The sequence below is a fragment of the Pseudarthrobacter adonitolis genome (assembly GCF_055412845.1).
In genome coordinates this window covers 37149-59363 of record NZ_JBVAYW010000022.1, presented here as the reverse complement: position 1 = coordinate 59363, position 22215 = coordinate 37149, and the positions used below count along the sequence as shown (strand labels likewise).

The following is a 22215-nucleotide window of genomic DNA, read 5'->3' as shown; positions in this document are numbered from 1 at the left end:
AGATCGGCATCCCCAGCGGCCCCCGGCTCATCCGGAAGATCCATTACCTAGAACCTATCCCGGCCCCAAAACACTGTCGATGGGCACCGCTGCCCATGCACCACTCCCCATGGGCCCCCTGTACGTAGCAGGGGCCGGCTGCTCCACGTCCGCGGCATTGGACAGGACATGAACGTCGCCTGACAGCAAGTACGACTGAGCTGCCTCGGAGATTTCGGACAGTGGGCCCCATAAAATGAGGGTCTACCGAAAGTAGAGATCAGCATGACCGCGTCGCGCAGGCTCGCAGGCTGCGTCCGAACACCTCCGGGGCCTGCGTGAGTGGAAGCCCCTTGCCATAGGGCCCGGACATATGCAGCAGCTGCGAAGGCCGCCGCTGAGCCGGCATCAGCCATCTTTTGCCCGCACTGCCCTGAGCCGGCGGTGCGGGGATGGTGCCACTCTGCTTAAGGCTGTGTTGCGTCAAAGAACCGGTATTCCTGGGGGCCGGTGCGGATTTCGTTGGCCTTGGCTTGGATGAAGTCGCGGTCTTCCTGGGAGAGCACCGTCTCGCCGTGCTGGTCACCGTCATCGGTTCCGCGGGTCTCCCTGCAGATGGTTGCTGTGATGGTGCGCGGCAGGATCAGGCATCCCGGGTTGTCGGTGAGCCACTTCTGTGTGGCGGGATCGAGCCGGTCCCACTGGTCCTTGATATTCATCTCAATCAATGCTGCCTTCCTCTGTGAGGTCAAATCGACGGGGCGCGGCATCGGGCCGGTATCCGGTGTGAGCTCAGGGTACGCCAGCGGATCAGGGAAGGACAGGCAACAGCCAGAGTTGTCGGCGGTGGTTCTGCCCGGACGGAACCGTGTGTACCGCGACCCATCCGAACCGTCTCACTGAAAGAGTTCCACGTCCCATACGGGCCGTTGCCCTTCAAATTCAATCATCGGGCCGATGTCGGCGATTCCCGGGCCTCTGACGTGCGGTCTGCGTCCTGACTTTCGGTTGCCCGTCGCGGTGCGGCCCGGGCTCAGCTGCCGGACGGGGGCCGTTTCCAGGGTCGGGGCTGACGAGGCTCCTGGTCCCGGGTTTCGGGTCAGTGTTCCTTGAAGGCGTCTCTCGTTTTTTCCCCGGCCTGCTTCAGGCCTGCCTTCGTCTGGTCGGTCTTGCCTGCGGATTTGAGGCTTTCGTCGCCGGGGGCCGTACCTGCGGCTTCCTTGCCCTTGCCGCCGGCTTTCTCGGCGGCGTGCCTGATCCTGTCACCCAAACCCATGATGGCGCTCCTGTCAGTGGCCGGTCTGCCGGTCCACGCCGGCGGGACATTTCATTCTCTCGCCCGGGGTGCCGCCCCGTCTGCTGGCGGCACCCGGGGATCAGCGTGCGTGGTCTGCCCGGGTGGCGGGCTCGGGAGGGTCCCGGGGGAAGCGGGATCCGGACGGGGCCGGCACGCCCGGGTGACCGTGGCCCGGGCCGGTGGCCAGGTCATGCCGTGGTCGGCGGGGCTGCGGGGCTGCGGGGCTGCGGGGCTGCGGGGCTGCGGGGCTGCGGGCATGGAAAGACGCGGTTGGTGGTGCGGGACGAACTGACCGGTCCGCTGCGGAAGCTCATCAGCCGGCATCTAGGGGAGCCGATCTCTTCAGCCCGCCGGTATACCGAGGGCGTCAGGGCCGGGCCGATCACTCAGCTAGGGCAACCGCCGGCGGCGACACCCTTGAACCGGTACCGGCCTCAGGGCCGTCCGGCGGTGTAATGGGCCGTGATCTGGGCCGGGGTGAGCGCGGTGGTATAGGCGGCGGCGTACCTCATCCTGCCGGTGAAGGCATGGCTGGTGGGTTCGTTGGGGCCCCAGCCGGCGAGGTTGTTGTAGCCGATGCGCCAGAACCCGCTGAACGCTTCGCTGGTGGTGGTGGCGGGGTCCTGCGCGGCGAGCTGGCCGTCGACATAGAGTTTCATCCCCGCGGTGGACAGGGTCGCGGCGACGTGGTGGGGTGCCCCGTCGTTGTAGCTGGCGGGGGTGGTGATGACCTTCACGGTGCCGGGGTAGAGCCCGAAGACGAGCTGGCCGGCGTTGTTCATGAAGATGTGCCGGTCGTAGGCGGTGGAGGTCCCGGTGGCGGTGTTGCCCCAGCCGATCAGCCGCCCGCCTGCGGTGCTTGTCCTGAACCAGACCTCGAGGGTGAAGGTGTTCGTGGAGGCCCGGGCGGTGGAACTTCCTGCCGAAACATACGTTGACGTGCCGGTCAGGGCGTAGGATCCGCCGGAGTCCCGGGGTGTGCAGGGCCGGTTCGCTGAGGTGGTGTCGGAGCTCATGGTGCCGCGGTAGGTGCCGGGGTTGTTTTTGCCGGAGAAGTCCGCCGCCACGGCGGCCCCGGAGGGTTCGGCGAGCCGGTAGGCGAAGATCGCGGAGGCCTTGTCCGCTGCCATGGCGCCCTGACAGGTGAAGTAGGGGGCCGTGCCCGAGGTGTTCGTGCTGTTCGTGATCCGTGCCAGATACCCGCCGGTAGTCGAGGGGATGGTCAGCGCGGCCAAGCCGATCACCAGGGCCAGGGCCAGGGCAGCGGCCGGAAGGGTCCGGCGGAGCAGGGGTCCGCCCGGTTCCGTGGTCATCCGGGCACCCGGTCAGGTGTTTCCTGGGGACCGCCGGAGCGCAGGCCCCGGCCGAGGACCCAGAAGACGGGCAGCAGGCACACCAGGGCGGTGATGATCCAGCCCCACCAGGGCAGATCGGCGGAGGAGGAGAGGTGGTAGTAGCCCTCGCCGTCGTTGGCGGTGAGTTCGCTGACCTGGCCGCTGGCCAGCTCTGCGGTGCTGCCGTGCCCGGCCCGGACGGTGATGGGCAGCAGCCCGGTGGAGGCGACCCTGGCCCGGGTTCCCGATTCGTCCGTGGTGACCTCCAGCAGGGTGATCCCGATGAAGGGACGGAGCAGGATGACTGTGAGGGAAACGACGGCGCAGGCCCCGAAGAGCCGGACGGGCCGTTGCCACCGGCCGCGGATCCAGTACGTGGTCACCGCCCACAGGATCAGGCCTCCGGCCAGCAGCAGGGGCACGGACTTGACCAGCCAGCCCCAGCCGGGCAGGAGGATCGCCCGGCCGAGGATGTTCTGCGGTGTCAGGGCCCAGGGGTCGTTGGTTCCGTTGATGTCACCGCGGGTGGTGATTCCCCCGGTTTTGTCGGTCCCGGTGATGCGGTGGGTGTAGACCGTTCCGGGCCGGCCGGGCGGGGTGAAGGTGATGACGTTCCCGAGGTGCAGCCCGGACGCGGGCACGGGTTCGGACAGGATCAGGGACCCGACGGGCGCGCTCTGGCCCATGGAGGGGGTGGAGACTACGAACCAGCGCCACCCGGCCAGAAAGAACAGGAACGCCACGATCACGAGCCCCGCTGCCAGCACGGCGGCGGCGGGCAGGGCAATGCCGCGGACCCGTAGCCCTGCGGGAGTCGCCATGGAATTACCTTTCCGTGCGGGGACGAGGTGCGGTGCCTGTGCCGGCATCAGGTCTTCCGGCACGGCACCGCACGGTATGTTTCTTAGCTGGCGAACGCCCAGGTGAGCGGCAGCGAGGCGGCCAGGCCCTGGTAGGTGTTGTCCGCCGCCGCGTCGAGGGTGACCTTGATGTTGACCGGGACGCTCACGCCGGCGGCCGGGGCCGGGGTGATGCTGATCGCGGGCGCCCCGGCGAGGGTGGCGGCGGTGCCGTTGAAGATGGACGTGCCGCCGGCGGTGATGACGACCTTGAGTTTCGCGCACAGGTCCGTCGCGGAGCCGTTGACGGCGCCGTTATTGGACTGGGCACAGGCCGCGCCGGGGGTCAGGGTGAAGGTGCCGGCGTTGGCCGTGCCGATGTTTTTGATCGTGATGTCGGTGCTGACCATGTTGCCGGGCACCAGAACCGTGCTGCCGCCGAACTTGTTGATCGACGCGCACGTCGCGGTGTTCGTCCCGACGCCGCCGGCGCCGGAATTGGACGTGCAGGTGACAGGGGTGGTGCCAGTGGATTGTTCCTGCATCACTAGGGTCCCGGAACCCGCGGTGTTGGCACTGTTGGTGATGCTCGCGGCGAACCCTGACAGCGTCCCGGTCAGTGTCAGGGACAGCAGCCCCGCGCCGGCGGCGGCGGCGATGAGCGCCAGCGGGGCGATGCGGCGGTTCTTCTTGGCGGGCATGGTGGAATCGTTCATGGCAGCTTCTTTCAGCAGTCGGACGTAGACGGGAAGGACCCCACCAGGGCACCCTTGCGACGTGGTCCCCCGGCCTGTCCATGGCGCGCAGATATCCGGTGATGGTTCACGAATATCCGCTGATCGCGGTCTAAGCTGCGCCGTCCATGAATGATCGGCCCGGCATCCGGGCCAGAACGGCTGCACCGCTGGCGCCCCACTTACACTACCTGCCGGTAACCCCATTGTCCGACCGGCTCGCCGCACCGGCCCCCGACATAACCCATCGGCCGACCCACATCCAAGGAAGTGGGTCGGGCAAATGCACGTCCCACCGGACTGGGGGGACCGGCGGGACTGCCCACAGTACCAAGGCCGACTGACCAAACCGCGGCCACGTTTCCCATGTCTGTAAGTCTTTACCTGGCTGCCAGGAGCAGTCCGCCGGGCACAGTTCCCGCGATTGATGCCAGCGGCAGGCTGCCGGGGATCTTGATGTCGGTGCCATAGAGCAGCACGATCGTCGGGATCAGTAACTCACCACCGGCCACGCCCATCAGAGCAGCGACAACACCGATGAGGGCACCGGCAGCGACCCCAAGTAACGCACGCGGAACCGGGTCAATCATCAAGGGATCAATCGCGAAGAAGTGGGTGACGAACAGCAGCACCGCAGTCAGGACAAGTAGAACCGAGATGACCCGGAACAATGTTTTTGACTTGACCCGGGTGGCCCAGTGCGCCCGATCCAGGCGCCAACAAGGCTCCATGCAAGAAGATTCAGCACAATATGCCAGTACGGAGAAAGTTGTGAAGATGACATATAGCCATGGCTGAATGGACGAAAATGGATAGGGGCAGCACGTCCACGCTGCCCCCCCATGCCTGCTATGGACGTTGGGCCAGGGCGAGAATTTCCTCGCGCAACACATCCTTCGCCCCTAGAATCTCCAGGCCCAGGATGTACCCTTCGGCATCAAAGTCAATAATGATTTCGCCTTTCTGCCCGGGGGTCTCTATCGAATGTAACTGCGTCGATGCCTCACCATCAATGATTTCATCGACGAGTTGGACGTATGCGGCGTCTGCTTCTTTGTCATAGGTAATTTTCGCTGTCTACCCCTTCGTCACGGTAATGATATTGCCGATCTTGTTGTCAAAGATGTTCCCCGGTTTCCGGCGGACTTTACCCCGTGCGTCCCCTGAAGGGACTAAATGCTGAACTACATTCGGGAGCGGCAAGAAGCGCTGGGCGCCACTTCCGGGCGGCGCATCTACAACTACGCCTCTGGTGCCGTGATCCTTGCAGTCATGGCATTGGAATTTGCGGGCCTCGCCCCTACGTGGATCGGCTGGATCGCCGTCGTGGTGTCAGTCGTTCTGGACGTCTTCTTGACCAGAATTTGGATCAGAGACGATGCTCTCAAAGCTTACCGAGCCGGCCACGCTGGCTGATCCGCCCGGATTCAGAGCGTTCCTTACGTCGCAATCTAATCAGCGTCTCTATTTCCCGTCACCGACGCTTTGTGTGGCAGGCCGTAGCGTCTTTCTCGTTGGCCTGATGACGGAATGAAGATGTAACTGACCCAGCGCTGCCAACTCGGTATTTGTCTGAGCACCGGGACCGGCAACCCTCCACGCCCGCCAAAGCTTGACGAATATAGAAGCATCCAAGCCGTTACGTCGCCGGGGTGACTGCCGTCGTGCCCGGCTTCTACTGAGCAGGGACGACACAGCCAAGGCTGCAGGGCCGGCGAAACAGTGTTTCCGGGAGTCTCCTACAACGCGCCACGGACCCTCAAATCCAGTGGATTTACGGGCCTGTGGAAGGCAACGGCTCAGCCCCTGTTTTCCGGCGGCAGGGCAATCTGCAGTTTGCGTGCCTTGCCGCGTCCCACGATGTAGCCGCGGCCGGGTATGAACTCCGGGCTGACCCGGCCCAGCGACGTGTTGAGGAGGCTGTCCCCTTCGATGTCGCCCGGATTGATGAGCAGGCCCCGACGTCCGGATTTGAAGGGCTGGGCCAGGGACCAGGCGGAGGACCAGGTTGACGTTTCCGATTCCCCGATGACCCATTGGTCGGCCTTGATGGACGCCGTCACGAGCTGCGACACGCCCGATTCCGCAACGGTATCCGTGAACTCGGTCAGGCCTTCGATGAAGATCGCCAGCTTCCCGGGGTTCCCGGAGGAGTGCTCCGTGAGATCCTCGATGACGTCAGACAGGTCATCGGCACCCACCACCGAACGGTTCCAGAGCGGCAGCGACGCTACGGCGGACCGGCGCGAGCCGATGTACACCAGCTCCGTGTCCGGATTGGACCGGCGCAGCGCGTACGCCAGGGTTACCAGCGCCACTGTCCTGCCCGCCCCTGGCGGACCCGCCAGTAGCAGCGGTCCCTGGGCCATGATCTCGGCCGGCTGCAGGGTTTCGTCGTCGACGCCGATGACGGGAAGGTCCGAGCTGCCGGCAGGCAGCACACCCAGATCCACCTGTTCGGGAAGCCGCTGGATTCTTGGTGCCGATTCCAGCCCCTGGCGCAGCATCGCCTGGCTGAGCTTGTGGACTTCGCGGGCCTGCAGCGCCAGGTTGGAGTTGCCGCCGAGGACGGCCAGCTGGACCTCGTAGCCGCCCAGCATGCCGCGGCCCGGCGGTGAGGAGCTGGTGAGGACATCCTTGGCCACGTCCATGGACATGTAGTCGTCCTCGGAAGTCAGACGCAGCACCAGCCGGCGCTGGATGGAAGCCAGCAACGACGCCGGTACGGAGTTGGGCCGGTCACCGGTGACCACGAGGTGGATCCCCAGGGGACGGCCGTCGGTGGCCAGCTGCAGGAAGATATCCCAGAGCGCGGACAGGCGGCTGAATTCGTACGTCTCACGGAACGCCGACATGCCGTCCAGCAGCACGAAGATCCGCTTCTCGTCCGGGCGGTTGGCCAGCGTCCGGTATTCGACGATGGTGGACGCCCTGACCTCGGCGAACCGGGCGGACCTCTCGTCCGCGATATCCCGAAGCAGGCGGAGCAATCGGCCGACGCGTTCGACGTCGTCACCGTTGATGATCTCGCCGACGTGCGGGAGCTCTTCGAGCATCTTCAACCCGGACGAGCCGCAATCTATCCCGTAGATGTGCACGGGCCCGCCGCGGGGCGTGACGGCGGCGGCAATCGCGATGCCGCGCAGGGCAGCGGACTTTCCGGAGCCGCCCGTGCCGTAGATGGCCATGTTGCCGTCCTGGTCCGGCTCGTAGAACACGGTGGGCTGTTCCTGGCGGGCAGGATCATCCGCCACGCCCAGCAGCAGCCGTTCGTCCGTCCGGGGGTTCGGGAGCTTGGAAAAGTCATACGTCTTGGCAAGTTCGTCCAGCCACGGTTTGCGCGGCGGCCGGATGGCCAGCGACTCCGCGGCCCTGACGATGTTGGTGGTCATCCTGGCGATGTCGTTGGGGCCGGCCGGAGCTTCCTTGACGGGCTTTTCCGGGGCCGGGGCCTCCCAGCTGGGCCCTGATCCGAAGGCCATCTCCACAATGTCGATCTGCGGACGCTGGGGCTTTTCCGTCGTCCAGCCGCCGGCATATCCGGTCTGGAAGCCCTGGATTCGCCCGGGCCCGGTCTTGGCGGCGCCGCGGCCCGGGATGGACGGGTCGAAGTACGCCGCATCAGGCACGCCAAGGATGTCGGTGGCATCGTCCTCGTCCGCCATGCGCAAGGCAACCCGCAGGTTGGTGTTGGCGCGCAGGCTGTCCTTGATGACGCCGGCGGGACGCTGCGTGGCCAGGATCAGGTGCAGGCCCAGGGACCGGCCGCGGGCAGCAACATCCACTACGCCGTCCACAAATTCGGGGACCTCGGTGGCCAGCGCCGCGAATTCGTCCACAACGATGATCAGGTACGGCGGCGCCTCCGGGTCGGCCTCGCGCTGGAGCCCCAGCAGGTCCTTGGCCTTCTTGCGGTTCAGCAGGTGCTCGCGGTAGTGCAGCTCCGCACGGAGGGATGTCAGGGCGCGCCGGACCAGGTGCTGGGACAGGTCCGTGACCAGGCCCACGGTGTGGGGCAGGCTGAGACAATCGGCAAACGCCGCCCCGCCCTTGTAGTCCACAAACAGGAAGCTCACGCGGTCCGGGCTGTAAGCGGCAGCCATGCCCATGACCCAGGACTGCAGGAACTCTGATTTACCGGCGCCGGTGGTGCCACCGACCAGCGCGTGCGGGCCCTCGTTCTTCAGGTCCAGGTAGAGCGGCTCAAGGCCCTTGGAGCCCACCAGCGCGCGGAGGGTTCCGTTGTCCTTCCGGTTGGGGACCGCGGAGGCATGGACGGAATTGTTCTCGACCCAGCGCTCCGCCACGGCCTGCGGGTTATCCAGGAAGTCCTTGCCGATCAGGGTGGCGTAGGACACCGCACGCGGCAGGTCGGAGTCGTCGCTGACCGGCTTGCCAACGTCCACCACGGGCGCCAGCATCCGGGCCAGCTGTGCGGCCAGTTCGGCGTCGAGGCTTTCGCAGCTCACGGGGTACGTGTGCCGTCCCAGCCGCACCTGCCCGATGGTGGTGCCGTTTTCGCCGTCCACCACCATAAAGTCCCGGCAGGCAGCCGGAAGTGCCTGGATGTCGGTGGCCACCCACATCACGTGGACGCCGGAATCCGGCCCGCGCTCGGCGAGTCGGGTCAGCCTGCCCCGGTCCACGGGCGCATCGTCCTCGACGATGACCAGGACAGCCGGCAGCACCGGAGCCGGGATCTCGTCCTTGGCCGGGTCCACGGATCCCCGGTGTTCCGGTGCGGAGCGCTTGGCCATGGCTTCCCGCGCGTCGAGTAGGTCTTCGAGCCTGGCCACCAGGGAGGAACCGCTTGCTGAACCGGCGGCCAGGTGGTCGCCGTTGAGGGGGCTGTGGCCGGAGCCTACGTGGGGCAGCCACTGCAGCCAGTCCCAGCGCGGCCGGGACTGCGCCGACGTAATGGCTGTCACCACGGCCTCCGCCGGCGAATGCAGCCCCACAAACTGCAGGACCATGCCGCGGGCGACGTCGTCCACCAGGCCCCGGGCTCCGGCCACGCCGAAGGACCCGGCCGTGCGCAACTGGGAGACCACCGGGACACCCTCGATGTCCCTGAACTGCTTCAGGCAGTCCTGGATCTCGCGCATGAATTCAGCTTCGGTGTCGTTGCTGTTGGGTTCCTCGAACAGGATGCGTGATGTACCGGTGCCGAGCCCAAACCGCAGGCCCAGAAAACCGGTGTGCTCGGGGCGGTGGGTCCACAGCAGCGGACCGAGTTTGTAGATGGAATCCACGGTGTCGCTGACCGACGGCGCTTCCTGCAGGCGGACCGCACGTTCCACGTGCTGCAGTTCGGTGATGTCCTGCCGGAACGCAGCCATGGACTCCCGGAACTGCTTAAGCTGTTCCTTTTGCTGGCGCCTGGTCTGCATCTTGTGGTCCACGTAGTGACCCACAATGAACAGCGGCATCATCATCATGAACACCACCGACAGTATGTTCCGCGTGACCGCGAACATGATGCCGCCCATCAGCAGCGGCGCCATCAGCATGATGTACGGGAACGGCTGGTGGTCGGGACGTTTGGGTCCGGCCGGTGGCACGCGCTTGGGGGCCTCAAAGCGGGGAACCACCCGCGGGGAGCGGTTGAAATCGACAAGGGGCGACGTCGGCGCTGCCGCCTGGTTGCGTCCCAGCGGCACCACCGTGATGGTGGTCTCCCCCAGTGTCACCGTGTCCGAGGAGTTCAGGGTGGCCCGGGTGACCGGCAGGCCGTCCATCAGGAGGCCGTTGGCAGAGTTCGTATCCACTATCTCGACGCTCTCGCCCACGGTGATGCGGGCGTGGCGTTTGGAGCTCAGCGGGTCCAAGAGCCGGATGTCCACGTCCCGGTCCCGGCCGATGTAGCTGGTGCCGGAGGGCAGCGAAAATTCCTGGCCGACGTCGGGCCCGGAAAGGATCCGCAGGGTGGCTGCCGCGGGTCCGCGGTTGGCACCGGGTGCGTTGAAAAGTTCGCTGACCTCGGTCAGTGACACCACGGAGCCCGGGCGCAGGCCCGACTCCAGGAGGTTGTCCGTGCGGGTCAGGACGCTGCCGCGCATGCCGCCGCCCACAAAGGCCTCGTCGATGCGAAGCGAAAGGTTCTCCGGCGCCGGCGATCCTTTCCGGTCGGGGTCCGCGGCCCAAAGCTGGGTGGCGATATCCGCCACTGTGGCCAGGCCGTCAACGGTGACGGCCAGGTTCTTGGTTTCCGCCGGGTCCCGGCGGAGTGTCAGCCGGATCCTCATCCTTCGTCCACGCCCCTCATCTTTTCCAGTAAGTACAAATCATCGGGGGTGACCAGGTGGGACGTGACGGCGTGTTCGACGAGCCTCGCTCGCCGGTTGGTGGCCAGTTTCCCACCGCCGCCGCGCAAACCCACCACGCCCACGCGGTCGAGTTTGTCGCAGACGTTATCGAGTTTCCGGTTGAACCGGGTGAGTGCCCAGCCCAGGGTCTTGGCAGCTGCAGCGGAGGACGGGATGGCGCTGAACCCGGTCCCGTCCCGCCGCAGCATGGGTTCGGCCAGAGCCACGATGAGGGCCCTCTGGGAGTCGGTGAAGACCACGGGGCCGATGGTGGTGTCGCCGTTGCTGTCATCCTCGCGTGGTTCCTGGCGGAAGGACGGCGTCTTGAGGTGGACGGCGAACTCATACGTGGTGGGCCCGGCAGTGAAGATGACGTTCGTGTGGCTGAACACCAGCGGGATGCGCGCACCCGGCGACAGCCAGGCCTGCATCCCACCGGACCCGTCGGCGACCGTGGCGGACAGCATCCCACCCACGTTGCTCAGCCACCAGATCCCGTCGTAGCGGGCCACCTGCAGGAACTGGCGGTGAAGGTATGGGTTGTCGTCCACTTCAAGGTCGCCTTCGCGGCCGATGTTGAAGATTTCCTCATCGGAGGGTTCGTACCATTCACCACAGAAATCTATTGCTAGATCCCCCATTTTCCGTGCCTCCTCGTCGGGCAGTGCCCGTGTTCGCTAACGATTCCGGTCTGCTCTGCCCTCACTTGCGGATGCAGGCGATCGAGTCTTCTTCCAAAGGTGAGGACGCGCCGTCGCTCCTGACGATCATCACCTGGACACAGGTGGGTTCCGTCGGATTCAACGCAATCTGGGCGGTTGGCTCGGCAGTGGACTGGTACTCGCCGTTGCTGCCCAACGCGTAGACCCGCCACTTGTAGGCGTCACCCGACTTCGGCTGCGGATTGGTCCATGTGTAGGTTGCCTTACCGGTGGCGTCCACCGTCCCTGCCAGGTCCGCGACGTCGGGAACTGTCCCGTTGTCCAGGGCATCCGCCGGGGGTTTGCTGACTTGGCCGGTTTCTTCGACCTTCGGTGCCGGCGCCGAGGACGCCAGCACGATTCCGACAATGGTGGCGAGGACCAGCAGCGTTCCGCCTGCTGCGGCGAGCCACACGTTGCGCTTGCGGTGGTCGGGCGACGCCTCCGGGGTGTTTTCCGTGACCGGCGCCGGACGGCTGATCGTCGCGTCGATCTCCGGATCGGCCCCCGCCGCCCGGTGGCCGGGCGCGCCGGGCCGGCCGGCTTGGTAGCCTGCCTGCTGTCCTGTTCGTTGGCCGGACTGCTGGCCGGCCTGTGCAGGAAGGAGCCCTGGACGTTGGACAGTTGCGTCCGGCGCTGAGCCGTACTCGGCGGCGGGTGCACTGCCGCGGAGCATCGTGGCATGCGCCCACTCGCCTGCGGGGTTGCTGCTGGCCTGGTCGCCGCCGTCCCGCTGGCCGTCCTGCTGTCCGTCTTGCTGGCCGGCAAACAGGTTGCCCGGAACCTGCGGCCGGAGTCCTGCCGAGGCTGCAGCGGCCGGGGGGAATCCGCCAGCAGGAAAGCCCGACGGCGGCGCACCGGTTCCGGGGCGTTGCGGGCGGGTGCGTGCCGGGAAGGTAGGGGCGCTGCCGGTGCGCTCCGGATCGATGGCCGCGATACTGCGGACGCGGGTTTCCTCGAAGCCGTCATCCGGGTGGTTCTCTTCCAGTTGCTGCTCTTCGAGTACCTCGAAGGGCGTGACCGAAAGGTTCAATTCGGCCTGGATCCGCTGCAGGGCGAGGGCAAACGCGTGGGCTGAGGAGTACCTGGACGCCGCGGATTTCGCCATCGCCGTGGACAGTGCCCGTTCCAGTAACTCCGGAACGTCGGCCCGGCCCAGGCGCGGCAGTGCCGCGCTGGTGATCCGCGAGATCAGTTCGCGCTGGGAATTATCGGTACCGGGCATCACAAACGGCGACCTGCCGGCCAGCAGTGTGTACAGCGTGGCGCCCAGCGCCCAGACATCCACCATCACGCCGTCCACGGGCCCGTCCGCGAACTGTTCCGGCGGCGACCACGGAATGGACATCCCGGCGTCCTCGTCGGCGTCGCCGCCCAGGGTGCCCGAAATCCCGAAGTCCGTCAGGGCCGGCCGGTTGTAGTCCGTCACAAGGATGTTTGCGGGCTTGATGTCCCGGTGGGCGATGCCGGCCCGGTGGGCGGTCTCGACGGCGGAGGCCACCTGGATCCCGACGGCCAGTACCTCATCAACACTGAAGCGCTGACGGCGGTACCGGACGTCCAGGCTGGGCCTGGAGCAGTACTCCATGGCCAGGTAGGAGTGGCCCGCCTCGGTCACCTCGGCCTCGAAGATGGTGACAATGTACGGGTGGGAGGAGAGCTGGGCCATCAGGTTGGCCTCGGACTCGAACCTGCGCCGCGCGCCCTCGGTCTTCAGGTCCGACAGAAGGACCTTGACCGCCACTTTCCGGCGCGGCCGGTCCTGTTCGTAGAGATAGACGTCTGAGAATCCGCCGGAGCCGAGCAGGCTGATGTACGTAAACCCCGGAATGTGGGGCGGCGGCGCAACTGGCCGTTTGGAACTCAAAGAATCTCCTCAAAACGCAGTGAGATATCGTCACCCAATTCGGCGATGTCGCCGTCGAGCAGAATGGCCATCTCGTTCTGGGCCAGGCGGCGGGGCGGCTGGCCCTCACGGACCAGGACCGTGCCGTTTGTGGCCTTGAGATCGCAGAGCATCACATGCCAGCCCTCCAGCCTCACTTCGACGTGCGAGCGCGAGATGTCGCCGCTGGGGCTGGCCACCTGGACCAGCCGCGGCATAACCCCACCCTGGACGCGGGAAACCGACGGCTGACGCCCAATGACCAGCGACTGGTCAAGGTCAACCAGTGCACCCGTCGAGACCCGCATCCGGCCCAGCCGTGGACGGGCCACCTGGACGGCATCGGCGGGCAGCGGCGAGCCGCAGGCAGCGCACTGCGCATGGGTGGGCGGATTGGCGTGTCCCCGGTCGCAGACGCGGGCCAGCACCAGGGGGCCGGCGGCGGAATCCGGTTCCGGAACCGGGGCGGGATGCGCGGCCATTCCGGCGAGGTCGCTCTTCATGATCGTGTGGCCGTCGTGGTCACCGTCGTCGAAGGTGTCCGCGTCTGCTGCCGGCATTTCGGCGTGCACTTCTGCCGGCACGACCGCCGGGGGCAGATTCGACGGCGACAGATTGGGCGACGGCGCAGCCTGGGCAGTGGGCGCGCTCCCACCCGTCCGCCACGGGACCGAGTCGATAAGTCCGCCGATCATCCGGGCGGCCGCTGCGGCGGCTGCAGGCGGTGTGGGAGGTGGACCTGCCAGTTCGTGGGCAGGCGGAGCCGGGGCCAGGCTGGCCGCTGCGTCCGGCTGCCCTGCAGCGTCCGCCTCTGCCGCACCGACGGGTGCCTGGGCCGCGTCGACAGGTGCCGCAGCAGCGCTGTGATCTTCTTCGGGTTCGTCGCGGACGGCTGCGTCTTCGATGCGGCGGACAACAGTCCTTTCCCAGAGGTGGTCGTAGCTACCGGTCATTTCGTGGGCTGGGACCTCACGATGAGCGGTGGGCTCCGGGTCCGGCTCGGACTCCAGGTCCGCATGGGGCTTCGGCGCTTCAGCCGCAAAGTTGGAGTCATCGTCCATGAGTCCCATCACCGTTTCGGCCGAGACCTCCCGGTCATGTTCCGGCTTCGCCTCCGGTTCAGGTTCCGGTTCCACTTCAGTTTCCGGCGCTGGTTCGGATGCAGGCACCGTTTCGGTTTCAGGGACCGGTTCAGAGTCCACTACCAGGGCGACGGCGCCGATAGGGGTGGGTGCCTCGACCTTAGCGGGCGTGGCAGAACGGGACGCCATCTCGTCCACCGGAATACCGGTGAGCGACACTGTCAGCGACTCCAGCAGGACGATACCTTCGCTGAGCGGCAAAACAGGTCCGGGCTGGCTGTCCCCGGCCACAGTGAGGCGGTACCCCTCAGGTGTGTCCAGGCGGCGTTCCGTCCAGGTGGTGACGTCCCGCCCGTTCAGGTCCACGGGGCCGCCGGGCAGCTGCACGGTCAGGTCCAGGTCGCCGCGGAGGAAGATCCGGAGCGCGTCACCGGAATCCACTATCCCGAACGACGGTATCTGCGCCAGGGAAACGCCGAAGCTGCTGGTGACGGCGTGGAGCACCTCGTGGACTTCCGGAGCGTCCGCCAGCAGTTCCCACAGGGACTGGACCAGCGCGGGCGGGGTCCCTGGTCCCAGGAGGACCACAGTGTTGGCCCGGACAACGCCGAGCCAGGTGCCCGCGGCGTACGTTGCGGTGGCCATGTCAGTGTTCCCCTCTTTCGTTGTCCTGGCCGGCCGGCCGGCTGGCGTCAACAATCCGTGCCCGGGGCAGCGTGACCTCCTCTGCCGCATCAGCGGCGGGGCGGGGCGCAGTGGTGGCGATGCCGCCGTCGTTCATCACGTTCCTGGCGTCCACCACAATGACGGTGACGTTGTCCCTTCCGCCGTTGCGGAGCGCGGCCTGGATCAGGGCATCCACCGCGTCCTGCGGGTGGCCCACGGTGCTCAGGATCCGGAACATGTGCTCATCCGTCAGCTCGGCATTGAGCCCGTCCGAGCAGACCATGATCCGGTCGCCTTCTTCAACGGGCAGGAGCCAGTAATCGGCTTCGGTCTCGTCCCCGGTGCCCAGCGCCCTCGTGACCACGTGGCGGCGGGGATGAACGGTGGCCTGCTCAGGCGTGATTTCACCGGCATCCACGAGTTCCTGAACCTCCGAATGATCCACGCTGACCTGCTCGAAGTGCCCTTGGCTCAGCCGGTACGTGCGCGAATCCCCGATGTTCATGACCAGCCAGTACGGCATGCCCATCTGTTCCACCACCACCGCGCCGGTGAGGGTGGTCCCCGCACGGGCACCGGTCACCTCCCGGATGGAACTGTCGGCGCGGAGCAGATATTGCTGGAGCACCGCCGCCGTGACGCTGCGCTCCCCGGTAGCCAGCTGCGGCATGGCAGCCAGGGCGCGGACACACATCCCGCTGGCAATCTCGCCGGCTTCATGTCCGCCCATGCCGTCGGCCACGGCGAAGACGGGGTCGGAGGCGATGAAGGAATCCTCGTTCAATTCCCGGCGCAGCCCGCGGTCCGTTCCGTAACCGTAACTCAGGCTGAGGCCGGTTCCGTGGTCTGCGTCGGCTGAGTCACTGGCGGGCTGAGAGTTCATGCCTGTCCTAGGTGGAAGGAACGGTCACCAAAGTGGACAGTGGATCCCGGGCTGACAAAAGCGGGCACACCCGGCTGCAGTGGCGTGCGCCGGCCGTCCGGCGTGGTGACGCCGCTGCCGTTGGTGGAATTTCGGTCCGTCACCCAAATGCCGGCACCGTCGGTCAGCAGGTGGAGGTGCGTCTTGGAGATCGAGCGGCCGGGATCATTGACCCCCAGCAACTGGGCCTGCTGTTCCCCTGCTTGGCCCAGTGGGTTCCTGCCCAACAAAACGTTGCGGTCGAGCTGGAAGTCCCGGCCGTCGTCGAGCTTTATCCGCAGCACGGCGACGGGCGCCGCATACGTTGCGCCGCCGCGCACCTGGGTGCGGTCGAGGTCGTCGTCGGGATGGGACTGGGCGGCTGGCGCGGGAACCGCCGGGGCTGCGGCCTGCGCGTGCGGCGCCTGAAAAGGAGCGGGCGACGGCGGCGCGTACGGCTGCGGTGCGAACGACGGAGGTGCGGATGACGGTTGAGCCGCGTACGGCTGCAGTGCGTAGGGCTGCCCCGGCGCGGGCTGCTGGACCGGCGGCTGTTGGGCGGACGGCTGTTGGGCAGGCGGCTGCCACGGCTGCACCGGTGGCTGCGTCACGGGCGCTTGGGAGTCCACAACCTGCGGCGCCTTCGCGGCCCCCGCAACGGGTGAGGCGACCTGCTGGACAGGCGGCAGGTCCAGGGGGGCGAAACTGTACGGGCCCTGGATGCCGCCGGAGGTAATGGGGTTGCGGCCGTCCTTAACGTCGAATACCAGTGTTTTGGCCGCGGAGTCATGCCAGCCGCGGAGCCTGCCATTGCGGTCCCAGGTGTTGGAAACCACCACCAGCACGGCCCACACGGCGCCGATCAATAGCAGCGGGCCGAGGATGAAGACGGCCACATCGAACCATTTGAAGATGACGATGGCCACGGCGGCCAGGAGCGTCAGGATGATGCCCGCGCCCGTGATGAGGCCGCGCAGGAACACTCCTCCGGCGCCGGGGGCATAACCATCCTTGTCGGCGCTGCGGATGCCCATAACATGGTTGCCGAGGGTCTTCCCGGAGCGGCCTTCCATGCCCAGCAGGACCACCAGATAGACCAGTGTCAGCCCCAGGCCGATGCCGCCGAACAGCACCAGCGAACCGGTGTCATAGATGATGAAGCCGCCGCTTTGCGTGCGGGTGATTCCCGCGAACCCGATGGCGAACGTCACCACCAGGACCGCGACCGGGGCCAGCCAGTCGAGCACTGCGGCGCCGAGCCGTTTCCCCGCCGTGGCTGGAACAAGCTCAAGATTGGCTGCCATTCCCGTTCCTCCCCCTGGAGCCGTTTGTACTACCGGGATAGTACCGGGATTCCGGCTGGCGTGCGCCGCCGCGCGCTCCATCATGGCCCGCTGCGCATGGTCCACGTTGCGTCCGCTGCGTGCTGCCCTGTTGGGCAGGGGAGCCCCGCATGCAGTACAGAACGTGGCGCCGCCCCGGATCAGTTGCTGGCACCGCTGGCAGCGCTCGGCCTCGTTCATCATGATTCAGTGGGGTTCTTCCTGCCAGGGTTCCGCAGAACGGTGGAGTCATCAGGTTCGGAAGCCGCCGCCGTCGTCCCGGGTCCGCTTTCCTGAACTGCAGGATTCGGGGTTACGGCAGCGTCCGGGCCGGTCTCCACCCTACCGGCGGCGGAGCGCCATCCGGTGGAACTTTGGCCGGACGGACGCACCAGCGGACCCAACCCGAGCTTGGCGCCACGCAACTTAAGGGCGTTGCGGCCATCAGCCAGCAGCGATCGGGGCGAGAAGCGGGCCTGCTGGCGACGCCAGAACCCTACGGTCCCGGTCATCTCCTTCAGCGAGCCGTCCACGATGGTCCAGTATTCCCGGACCTCCTCCTCGCTCGGTTGGCCGGCGCCGAAGATGGAGGCATCCGCACGGTGCGCCAGCATGGTGGTGGTCCGCCCCGTGGCCGGGAACGAGTCAGCGAGCACCACTGCGCTTTCGCGCCGGGTTGCACGGGTGTCGATGCCGGCGCCCATGTCCGTGGCGAGGCTCACCACCTCGTTCCAACCGCCTCCCACGCGCTGGGCCGGGTGCCCCTCCGTGAGGCGGGCCTTCCGGCGTCGTGATTTAAGGAGCGCGATCAGCAGCAGCGGCAGGGCGAGGATGGCCAGCGGGATGAGCGCAATGCCCAGGGCTCCGAGCAGCGCACCCCAGAAGAGCCACGGATTGTTTTTCTTCTCATCGGCGTCCAGGGCGTCCGGTGAGGAATCCGGCGGCAGGTCGGCCGGTTCCTGCGGCGGGGGCGGCGGCTGCAGAACCTGCGGCTTGGGTTTGGACTTGTTTTCGGGGTCCGGCGGGATGGGGACATTGTCCTTGGGCGGCGTGGGGTCGAAGCTGATCCAACCCACCCGGTCGAACGCCACTTCAACCCAGGCGTGGACGTCCTTGCCCGTGATCTTTACCTCGCCGGCGCCGTTCTCCGGGCTGGTCGGATCGGGGTAGAAGCCCATGACCACGCGTGACGGGATGCCAAGGTGGCGGAGCATCAGCGACATGGACACGGCATACTGCTCGTCGTCGCCGAGCATCTGCTTGGCGGTCAGCAGGGTCCTGATCCGCGACGAGCTGTGGCCGGAGACGCTGGGCAACTGGCCGTCGGCCACCAGCCCGTTGCTGAAGGCGCCCGTCTTTTGGAAATGCGCCTCAATCTGGCGGACCCGGTCAATGGGGGTCGGCGCATCGGCTGAGAGGTCGTTGGCCTGCGACCCCACCACCGGCGGGACTTCGACGGCGTCCGGCAGCGTAATCTTCGCGAAGTCGTACTGGGTCAGTTGGCCGTGTTCGAGCTTGGCGGGATCGGACGCCTGGACGCTGTAGGAATCGCCCTTGGATAGGCCCTGTGTGGTCACGGCGGTGTCGGTGCCCGCGTTGAAGTACAGACCCGACGCCGCCGCGGATGCGCTCTGGTCAAAGCTCAGGCCGGTGGTCTTCCGGCCTCCCGGGACAAAGTAGCCCTGGTAGTCCTCGATGGTGATGTCCATGGAGTAGTCATTCGAGGGGACGATGCCCGAGGTATCGGCCAGGGTGTTGATGGATTCGGTGTCCCCCACCTTGCTGAAGCTGCCGGAGCCGTTGGGGTCCATGTTGTAGTTGGTGCCGTTGAAGGCATCCAAAGCCCCCAGCCGGACACGGCCGTCCCGGGGCAGTCCTCTGACCACAAACAGGGAGTCGTCCTTCTTGTCCTTGACGAACGTCCGGAAGCTTGCCAGGGGCGTGATGTAGTCCTTGGGATCGAACGGCGGGACCACCACGTTGCGCAGGACCTTGCGGTCACCGCCGGCGGTGACCAGGGGCGCCGCCACCGCGGTAACGGCCACGCTAGCGGCGATCACGGCAGCTGCGGTGCCCAGCCGGCGGAGCTTGGCCCGCTGGGCTGTGGCGGCATCGGTCTGCGGACGGTTGACTGAGACTTTGCGGGTGTCGCTGAGCCGCAGCGCGTCGCGGCGGACGGTGGCCCAGGCGATCGCTATGACGGTAAGCCCGATGCCGCGCTCCACCGTGAGGAAAGCAGCGTTGGTGCTGAAGGCGATGCCCGTGACGAACAGCACCAGCACGGGAAGCAGCGGCCAGTACGGGCTTTTCAGCCGCCAGGTGAGGATGCCGGCAACCAGTGCTGTGAGCAGCGAACTCAGGAACGGGACGATCAGGACGCCGCCGGCAGACCCCACCGGAACGCCCACCGTGAGCATGTCCTTCCAGGCGAACACAACCCCCAGGAGCAGAGTCCGCAAGGAGTCGAGGCTGGGCACAAAACCGGCAATCGCTGCATCCGGGACCGCGAGGAGCGTGCCGAACACCAGGTAGGCCCCCAGCGCGAGGGCTGTGGTAATCAGCAACCCCAGGCGCAGGTGCGCGTTGGCGGCGGCGATGCCGAGGCCCAGGAAGATGCCCCCGAAGCCCGAGACCAGGTAATAGGGGTCGCCGCCGAAGCTGAGGCTGAAGCCCAGCAGGCCCAACCCCAGCAGGACGGTGAGGGCGCCGGCGTCGAGCACAAAATGCCAGACCGGCTGGCCGTCGGCGAACGATGATTCGTGCTGCCGCTGCTGCGGGCGGGTCCGGAGGCCCGGTGCGGAGCTCATGCGGCCGCCTTTCTGAGGACGATGGCGAGATCAGCGAGGTCGCCGAGGGTCAGCACTGTCAGGTCCGCGATGTTGGCGCGGCCCGGGGCGGCACCGATTTGGAGGCGTACGGCCAGGCTCCTGACGCCGAGCGGCACGGAGGCAGCGGCCGAACGGAGCTGGGAGGGTGTCACGTTGCTACCCACCACAAAAAAGACCACCGACGCGTTGGGGACGGTGTCGGCCAGTGAGCGGGCGAGGTCGACGGCGGTCCGGCGCATGGGTGCCCCGGCGATCCGTGTCATGTCGTCCAGCAGGTTCCGCCCGGTTTCGCAGCGTAAGGGCCCCTTTTGTGTCAGGACGTCCAGCTCGCGCTGCTCGCGGATGGCCTGCCGGCCGATCGAGGCAGCAGCGGAGATGGCCATTTCGAATTCCTGCTCTGATGCGTACTCGTCCGTGTTAATGGACAGCGAGATGGCCAGGTGGGCGCGCCGGGTCTCCTCGAACTGGCGCACCATCAGCTTGTTGGTCCGCGCGGTGGTCTTCCAGTGGATGTGCCGCCGGTCATCGCCCGGTACGTAGTCACGCAGAGCGTGGAACGACACGTCCGCGCTGGAGAGGTCTGTGGTGGGCATGCCCTCGAGGTCGCGGATGAAGCCTGCGGCCGAACCGGCCAGGGCCACTGTCTTCGGGTGCACGAACAGGTCCTCCGGTTCCGTCCAAAGCACCTGGCGGCGGAGGAGGTGCAGGGGGTCGGCCCGGACGGAGCGGACAGGTCCCACCACGATGACGGCACGGCGGGCGGTTGGAATGGTGAAAAGGTCCTCGTGCACCTGCGCAGGCTTCATCCTGGGCAGGTGGAAGACGGCGGTGGCGCTACCCACCGGCAGTTCCAGGGCGGCCGGCAGCAGGGGCCGGGCCGAGGTGTTGGAGACGGCGATGCTTCCTACCGCACTGTCCCCCACCGCCACCCGGGTCCGGGCAAGGTCCAGGATCACGCCGTAGGAGGACCGGCCGAGGATGAACCCGATGGCGATCAGGAAAAGGACAAATGCGGCGATGGCCGCGGCTTTGGCCTCTTGCCAGCCGAAGGCCTGGCCGGCGGTCCACAGCAGGATGGCGGCGGCCAGAACCGACCAGCCCAGGACACTGACCACCGAAAGGACAGGCCATACGTAGCGCAGCCACAGGCCGCGGACCTTCTCCCACGCCGGGGTGAGGGCGAGGGCGGCGGTGCTGGTGGCCTCGGCCCAGACGGACGAGGGATGCAGCCTGGTGGGTCTGCCGTCCCGGTGAAAGGGTTGCCGGAGGCGTTCAGCAAGCCGGGTCAACGGAGTGCTGCTGGACATAATGGTGCCTTTGTTCGCGCTGGTCGGTGGTGGTCTGGAACTCCGTCGGAGCCTCAGACGGCAGCGCGCTGCTGCGGTGCCGCGATGTCGGACAGCACCCGGGCCAGGACGGCCTCGGGGGTGGCGCCGGAGAACTCGGCCTCCGGGTCCATCACAAACCGGTGCGTCCACACAACGGCGGCCAGTTCCTTGATGTCGTCCGGCAGGACGAAGTTCCGTCCCTGCCCCGCGGCCCAGACCTTGGCGGCGCGGACCATGGCGATGGCGCCACGCACGGAAACGCCCAGCCGGGTCTCAGGCGCGTTGCGGGTCTCCTCGCAGAGCCGGGAAATGTATTCGAGGACCGCCGTGTCCACGTGGACGGTGGCAGCGAGGTCAGCCATGTCCGCCACGGCCTGGGTGGTGATAACTGCGGAGATCTCCTTGGAGCGGTCCTTCAGGTTCGAGCCACCGAGCAGCTGGACCGTTGAGGCGTGGTCCGGATAGCCGATGGAGGTCTTGATCAGGAAGCGGTCCAGCTGCGCCTCGGGCAGGCGGTAGGTTCCGGCCTGCTCGATCGGGTTCTGGGTGGCCATCACCATAAACGGCCGGCCGGCCTCGTGGGTGACGCCGTCCACGGTGACCCGGGATTCCTCCATGACCTCCAGCAGTGCCGACTGCGTCTTCGGCGAAGCACGGTTGATCTCATCGGCCAGGACGATGTTGTTGAAGATGGGTCCCTTGTGGAATTCGAACTTCTGCGTTTTCTGGTCGTAGATGGTCACGCCCGTGACGTCCGAGGGCAGGAGGTCGGGGGTGAACTGGATGCGGTTGTTGGAGCCCTGGACGGTGGCGGCCATGGCCCGGGCCAGCATGGTCTTGCCGGTGCCGGGAGCATCCTCGAACAACACATGGCCCTCCGCCAGCATCGCAGTGAAGGTGAGCCGGATGACATGGTCCTTGCCCAGGACAGCCTGTCCCACGTTGGCAACGAGCTTGTCGAAAGTGCCTGCAAACCATTCGGCCTGCTCGGTGGTCATGGTCATGGAGTAAGTC

General features: G+C 66.8%; 17 protein-coding genes. 1 reads left to right on the top strand and 16 read right to left on the bottom strand.

Annotated features, from left to right (window positions below):
• Positions 1 to 446: 446 nt before the first annotated feature.
• The 7 genes from ACZYZ4_RS16795 to ACZYZ4_RS16765 form a co-directional block, all read right to left on the bottom strand.
• Positions 447 to 698, bottom strand: coding sequence for a hypothetical protein (locus tag ACZYZ4_RS16795; RefSeq protein WP_463862699.1), 252 nt, complete (start codon positions 696 to 698; stop codon positions 447 to 449).
• A 380-nt stretch (positions 699 to 1078) separates the two neighbouring features.
• Positions 1079 to 1255, bottom strand: a complete 177-nt coding sequence (locus ACZYZ4_RS16790; protein ID WP_463862696.1) for a CsbD family protein — start codon at positions 1253 to 1255, stop codon at positions 1079 to 1081.
• Positions 1256 to 1710: 455 nt separating this feature from the next.
• Positions 1711 to 2589, bottom strand: a complete 879-nt coding sequence (locus ACZYZ4_RS16785; RefSeq protein WP_463862695.1) for a LamG domain-containing protein — start codon at positions 2587 to 2589, stop codon at positions 1711 to 1713.
• Entirely contained in the window at positions 2586 to 3431 is an 846-nt protein-coding gene (locus ACZYZ4_RS16780; protein ID WP_463862693.1) for a S26 family signal peptidase, read from the bottom strand. The genes ACZYZ4_RS16785 and ACZYZ4_RS16780 overlap by 4 nt, the downstream gene beginning before the upstream one ends.
• Positions 3432 to 3514: 83 nt before the next feature.
• Positions 3515 to 4165 carry a hypothetical protein gene (locus ACZYZ4_RS16775; protein WP_463862691.1) on the bottom strand — a complete coding sequence of 217 codons (651 nt, stop codon included), beginning with the start codon at positions 4163 to 4165 and terminating at the stop codon, positions 3515 to 3517.
• 398 nt (positions 4166 to 4563) lie between these two features.
• Positions 4564 to 4815: a hypothetical protein gene (locus tag ACZYZ4_RS16770; protein WP_463862690.1), complete on the bottom strand. Its 252-nt coding sequence runs from the start codon at positions 4813 to 4815 to the stop codon at positions 4564 to 4566.
• Positions 4816 to 5032: 217 nt separating this feature from the next.
• On the bottom strand, positions 5033 to 5251 hold the full coding sequence (locus ACZYZ4_RS16765) for a DUF2283 domain-containing protein (RefSeq protein ID WP_463862698.1): 219 nt from the start codon (positions 5249 to 5251) through the stop codon (positions 5033 to 5035).
• Between the two features lie 108 nt (positions 5252 to 5359).
• Between ACZYZ4_RS16765 and ACZYZ4_RS16760 the strand changes: the two genes are divergently transcribed.
• The gene (locus ACZYZ4_RS16760) at positions 5360 to 5599 is read left to right on the top strand and encodes a hypothetical protein (protein WP_463862689.1); all 240 of its coding nucleotides are present in this window, start codon (positions 5360 to 5362) and stop codon (positions 5597 to 5599) included.
• 383 nt (positions 5600 to 5982) lie between these two features.
• On the opposite strand, the gene ACZYZ4_RS16755 is transcribed toward ACZYZ4_RS16760, so the two are convergent.
• The 9 genes from ACZYZ4_RS16755 to ACZYZ4_RS16715 all read right to left on the bottom strand — a co-directional run bounded on the left by ACZYZ4_RS16755 (position 5983) and on the right by ACZYZ4_RS16715 (position 22205).
• Entirely contained in the window at positions 5983 to 10428 is a 4446-nt protein-coding gene (locus ACZYZ4_RS16755; protein WP_463862687.1) for a type VII secretion EssC family protein, read from the bottom strand.
• Positions 10425 to 11129 (bottom strand): hypothetical protein, encoded by a 705-nt coding sequence (locus ACZYZ4_RS16750; protein ID WP_463862686.1) that lies wholly within the window; start codon positions 11127 to 11129, stop codon positions 10425 to 10427. Before ACZYZ4_RS16750 ends, ACZYZ4_RS16755 begins: the two co-directional genes overlap by 4 nt.
• Positions 11130 to 11190: 61 nt before the next feature.
• Positions 11191 to 13056, bottom strand: coding sequence for a serine/threonine-protein kinase (locus tag ACZYZ4_RS16745; protein ID WP_463862684.1), 1866 nt, complete (start codon positions 13054 to 13056; stop codon positions 11191 to 11193).
• Entirely contained in the window at positions 13053 to 14801 is a 1749-nt protein-coding gene (locus ACZYZ4_RS16740; RefSeq protein ID WP_463862682.1) for an FHA domain-containing protein, read from the bottom strand. The genes ACZYZ4_RS16745 and ACZYZ4_RS16740 overlap by 4 nt, the downstream gene beginning before the upstream one ends.
• 1 nt (position 14802) lies before the next feature.
• Entirely contained in the window at positions 14803 to 15705 is a 903-nt protein-coding gene (locus ACZYZ4_RS16735) for a PP2C family protein-serine/threonine phosphatase (protein ID WP_463862681.1), read from the bottom strand.
• A complete protein-coding gene (locus ACZYZ4_RS16730) occupies positions 15702 to 17027 on the bottom strand; it encodes an RDD family protein (protein ID WP_463862679.1) in 1326 nt (441 codons plus the stop codon). The genes ACZYZ4_RS16735 and ACZYZ4_RS16730 overlap by 4 nt, the downstream gene beginning before the upstream one ends.
• 218 nt (positions 17028 to 17245) lie before the next feature.
• Entirely contained in the window at positions 17246 to 19852 is a 2607-nt protein-coding gene (locus ACZYZ4_RS16725) for a transglutaminaseTgpA domain-containing protein (protein WP_463862678.1), read from the bottom strand.
• The gene (locus ACZYZ4_RS16720) at positions 19849 to 21180 is read right to left on the bottom strand and encodes a DUF58 domain-containing protein (protein ID WP_463862676.1); all 1332 of its coding nucleotides are present in this window, start codon (positions 21178 to 21180) and stop codon (positions 19849 to 19851) included. The genes ACZYZ4_RS16725 and ACZYZ4_RS16720 overlap by 4 nt, the downstream gene beginning before the upstream one ends.
• 53 nt (positions 21181 to 21233) lie before the next feature.
• Entirely contained in the window at positions 21234 to 22205 is a 972-nt protein-coding gene (locus tag ACZYZ4_RS16715; RefSeq protein ID WP_463862675.1) for an AAA family ATPase, read from the bottom strand.
• Between the last annotated feature and the right edge of the window lie 10 nt (positions 22206 to 22215).

What these genes read in the sequence shown, in the direction of transcription:
- ACZYZ4_RS16740 (WP_463862682.1), bottom strand. Translation starts at nt 14,801, where the DNA reads ATGGCCACCGCAACGTACGCCGCGGGCACCTGGCTCGGCGTTGTCCGG.
- ACZYZ4_RS16785 (WP_463862695.1), bottom strand. Translation starts at nt 2,589, where the DNA reads ATGACCACGGAACCGGGCGGACCCCTGCTCCGCCGGACCCTTCCGGCC.
- ACZYZ4_RS16795 (WP_463862699.1), bottom strand. Translation starts at nt 698, where the DNA reads ATGAATATCAAGGACCAGTGGGACCGGCTCGATCCCGCCACACAGAAG.
- ACZYZ4_RS16790 (WP_463862696.1), bottom strand. Translation starts at nt 1,255, where the DNA reads ATGGGTTTGGGTGACAGGATCAGGCACGCCGCCGAGAAAGCCGGCGGC.
- ACZYZ4_RS16780 (WP_463862693.1), bottom strand. Translation starts at nt 3,431, where the DNA reads ATGGCGACTCCCGCAGGGCTACGGGTCCGCGGCATTGCCCTGCCCGCC.
- ACZYZ4_RS16735 (WP_463862681.1), bottom strand. Translation starts at nt 15,705, where the DNA reads ATGAACTCTCAGCCCGCCAGTGACTCAGCCGACGCAGACCACGGAACC.
- ACZYZ4_RS16750 (WP_463862686.1), bottom strand. Translation starts at nt 11,129, where the DNA reads ATGGGGGATCTAGCAATAGATTTCTGTGGTGAATGGTACGAACCCTCC.
- ACZYZ4_RS16760 (WP_463862689.1), top strand. Translation starts at nt 5,360, where the DNA reads ATGCTGAACTACATTCGGGAGCGGCAAGAAGCGCTGGGCGCCACTTCC.
- ACZYZ4_RS16775 (WP_463862691.1), bottom strand. Translation starts at nt 4,165, where the DNA reads ATGAACGATTCCACCATGCCCGCCAAGAAGAACCGCCGCATCGCCCCG.
- ACZYZ4_RS16730 (WP_463862679.1), bottom strand. Translation starts at nt 17,027, where the DNA reads ATGGCAGCCAATCTTGAGCTTGTTCCAGCCACGGCGGGGAAACGGCTC.
- ACZYZ4_RS16720 (WP_463862676.1), bottom strand. Translation starts at nt 21,180, where the DNA reads ATGTCCAGCAGCACTCCGTTGACCCGGCTTGCTGAACGCCTCCGGCAA.
- ACZYZ4_RS16725 (WP_463862678.1), bottom strand. Translation starts at nt 19,852, where the DNA reads ATGAGCTCCGCACCGGGCCTCCGGACCCGCCCGCAGCAGCGGCAGCAC.
- ACZYZ4_RS16755 (WP_463862687.1), bottom strand. Translation starts at nt 10,428, where the DNA reads ATGAGGATCCGGCTGACACTCCGCCGGGACCCGGCGGAAACCAAGAAC.
- ACZYZ4_RS16715 (WP_463862675.1), bottom strand. Translation starts at nt 22,205, where the DNA reads ATGACCATGACCACCGAGCAGGCCGAATGGTTTGCAGGCACTTTCGAC.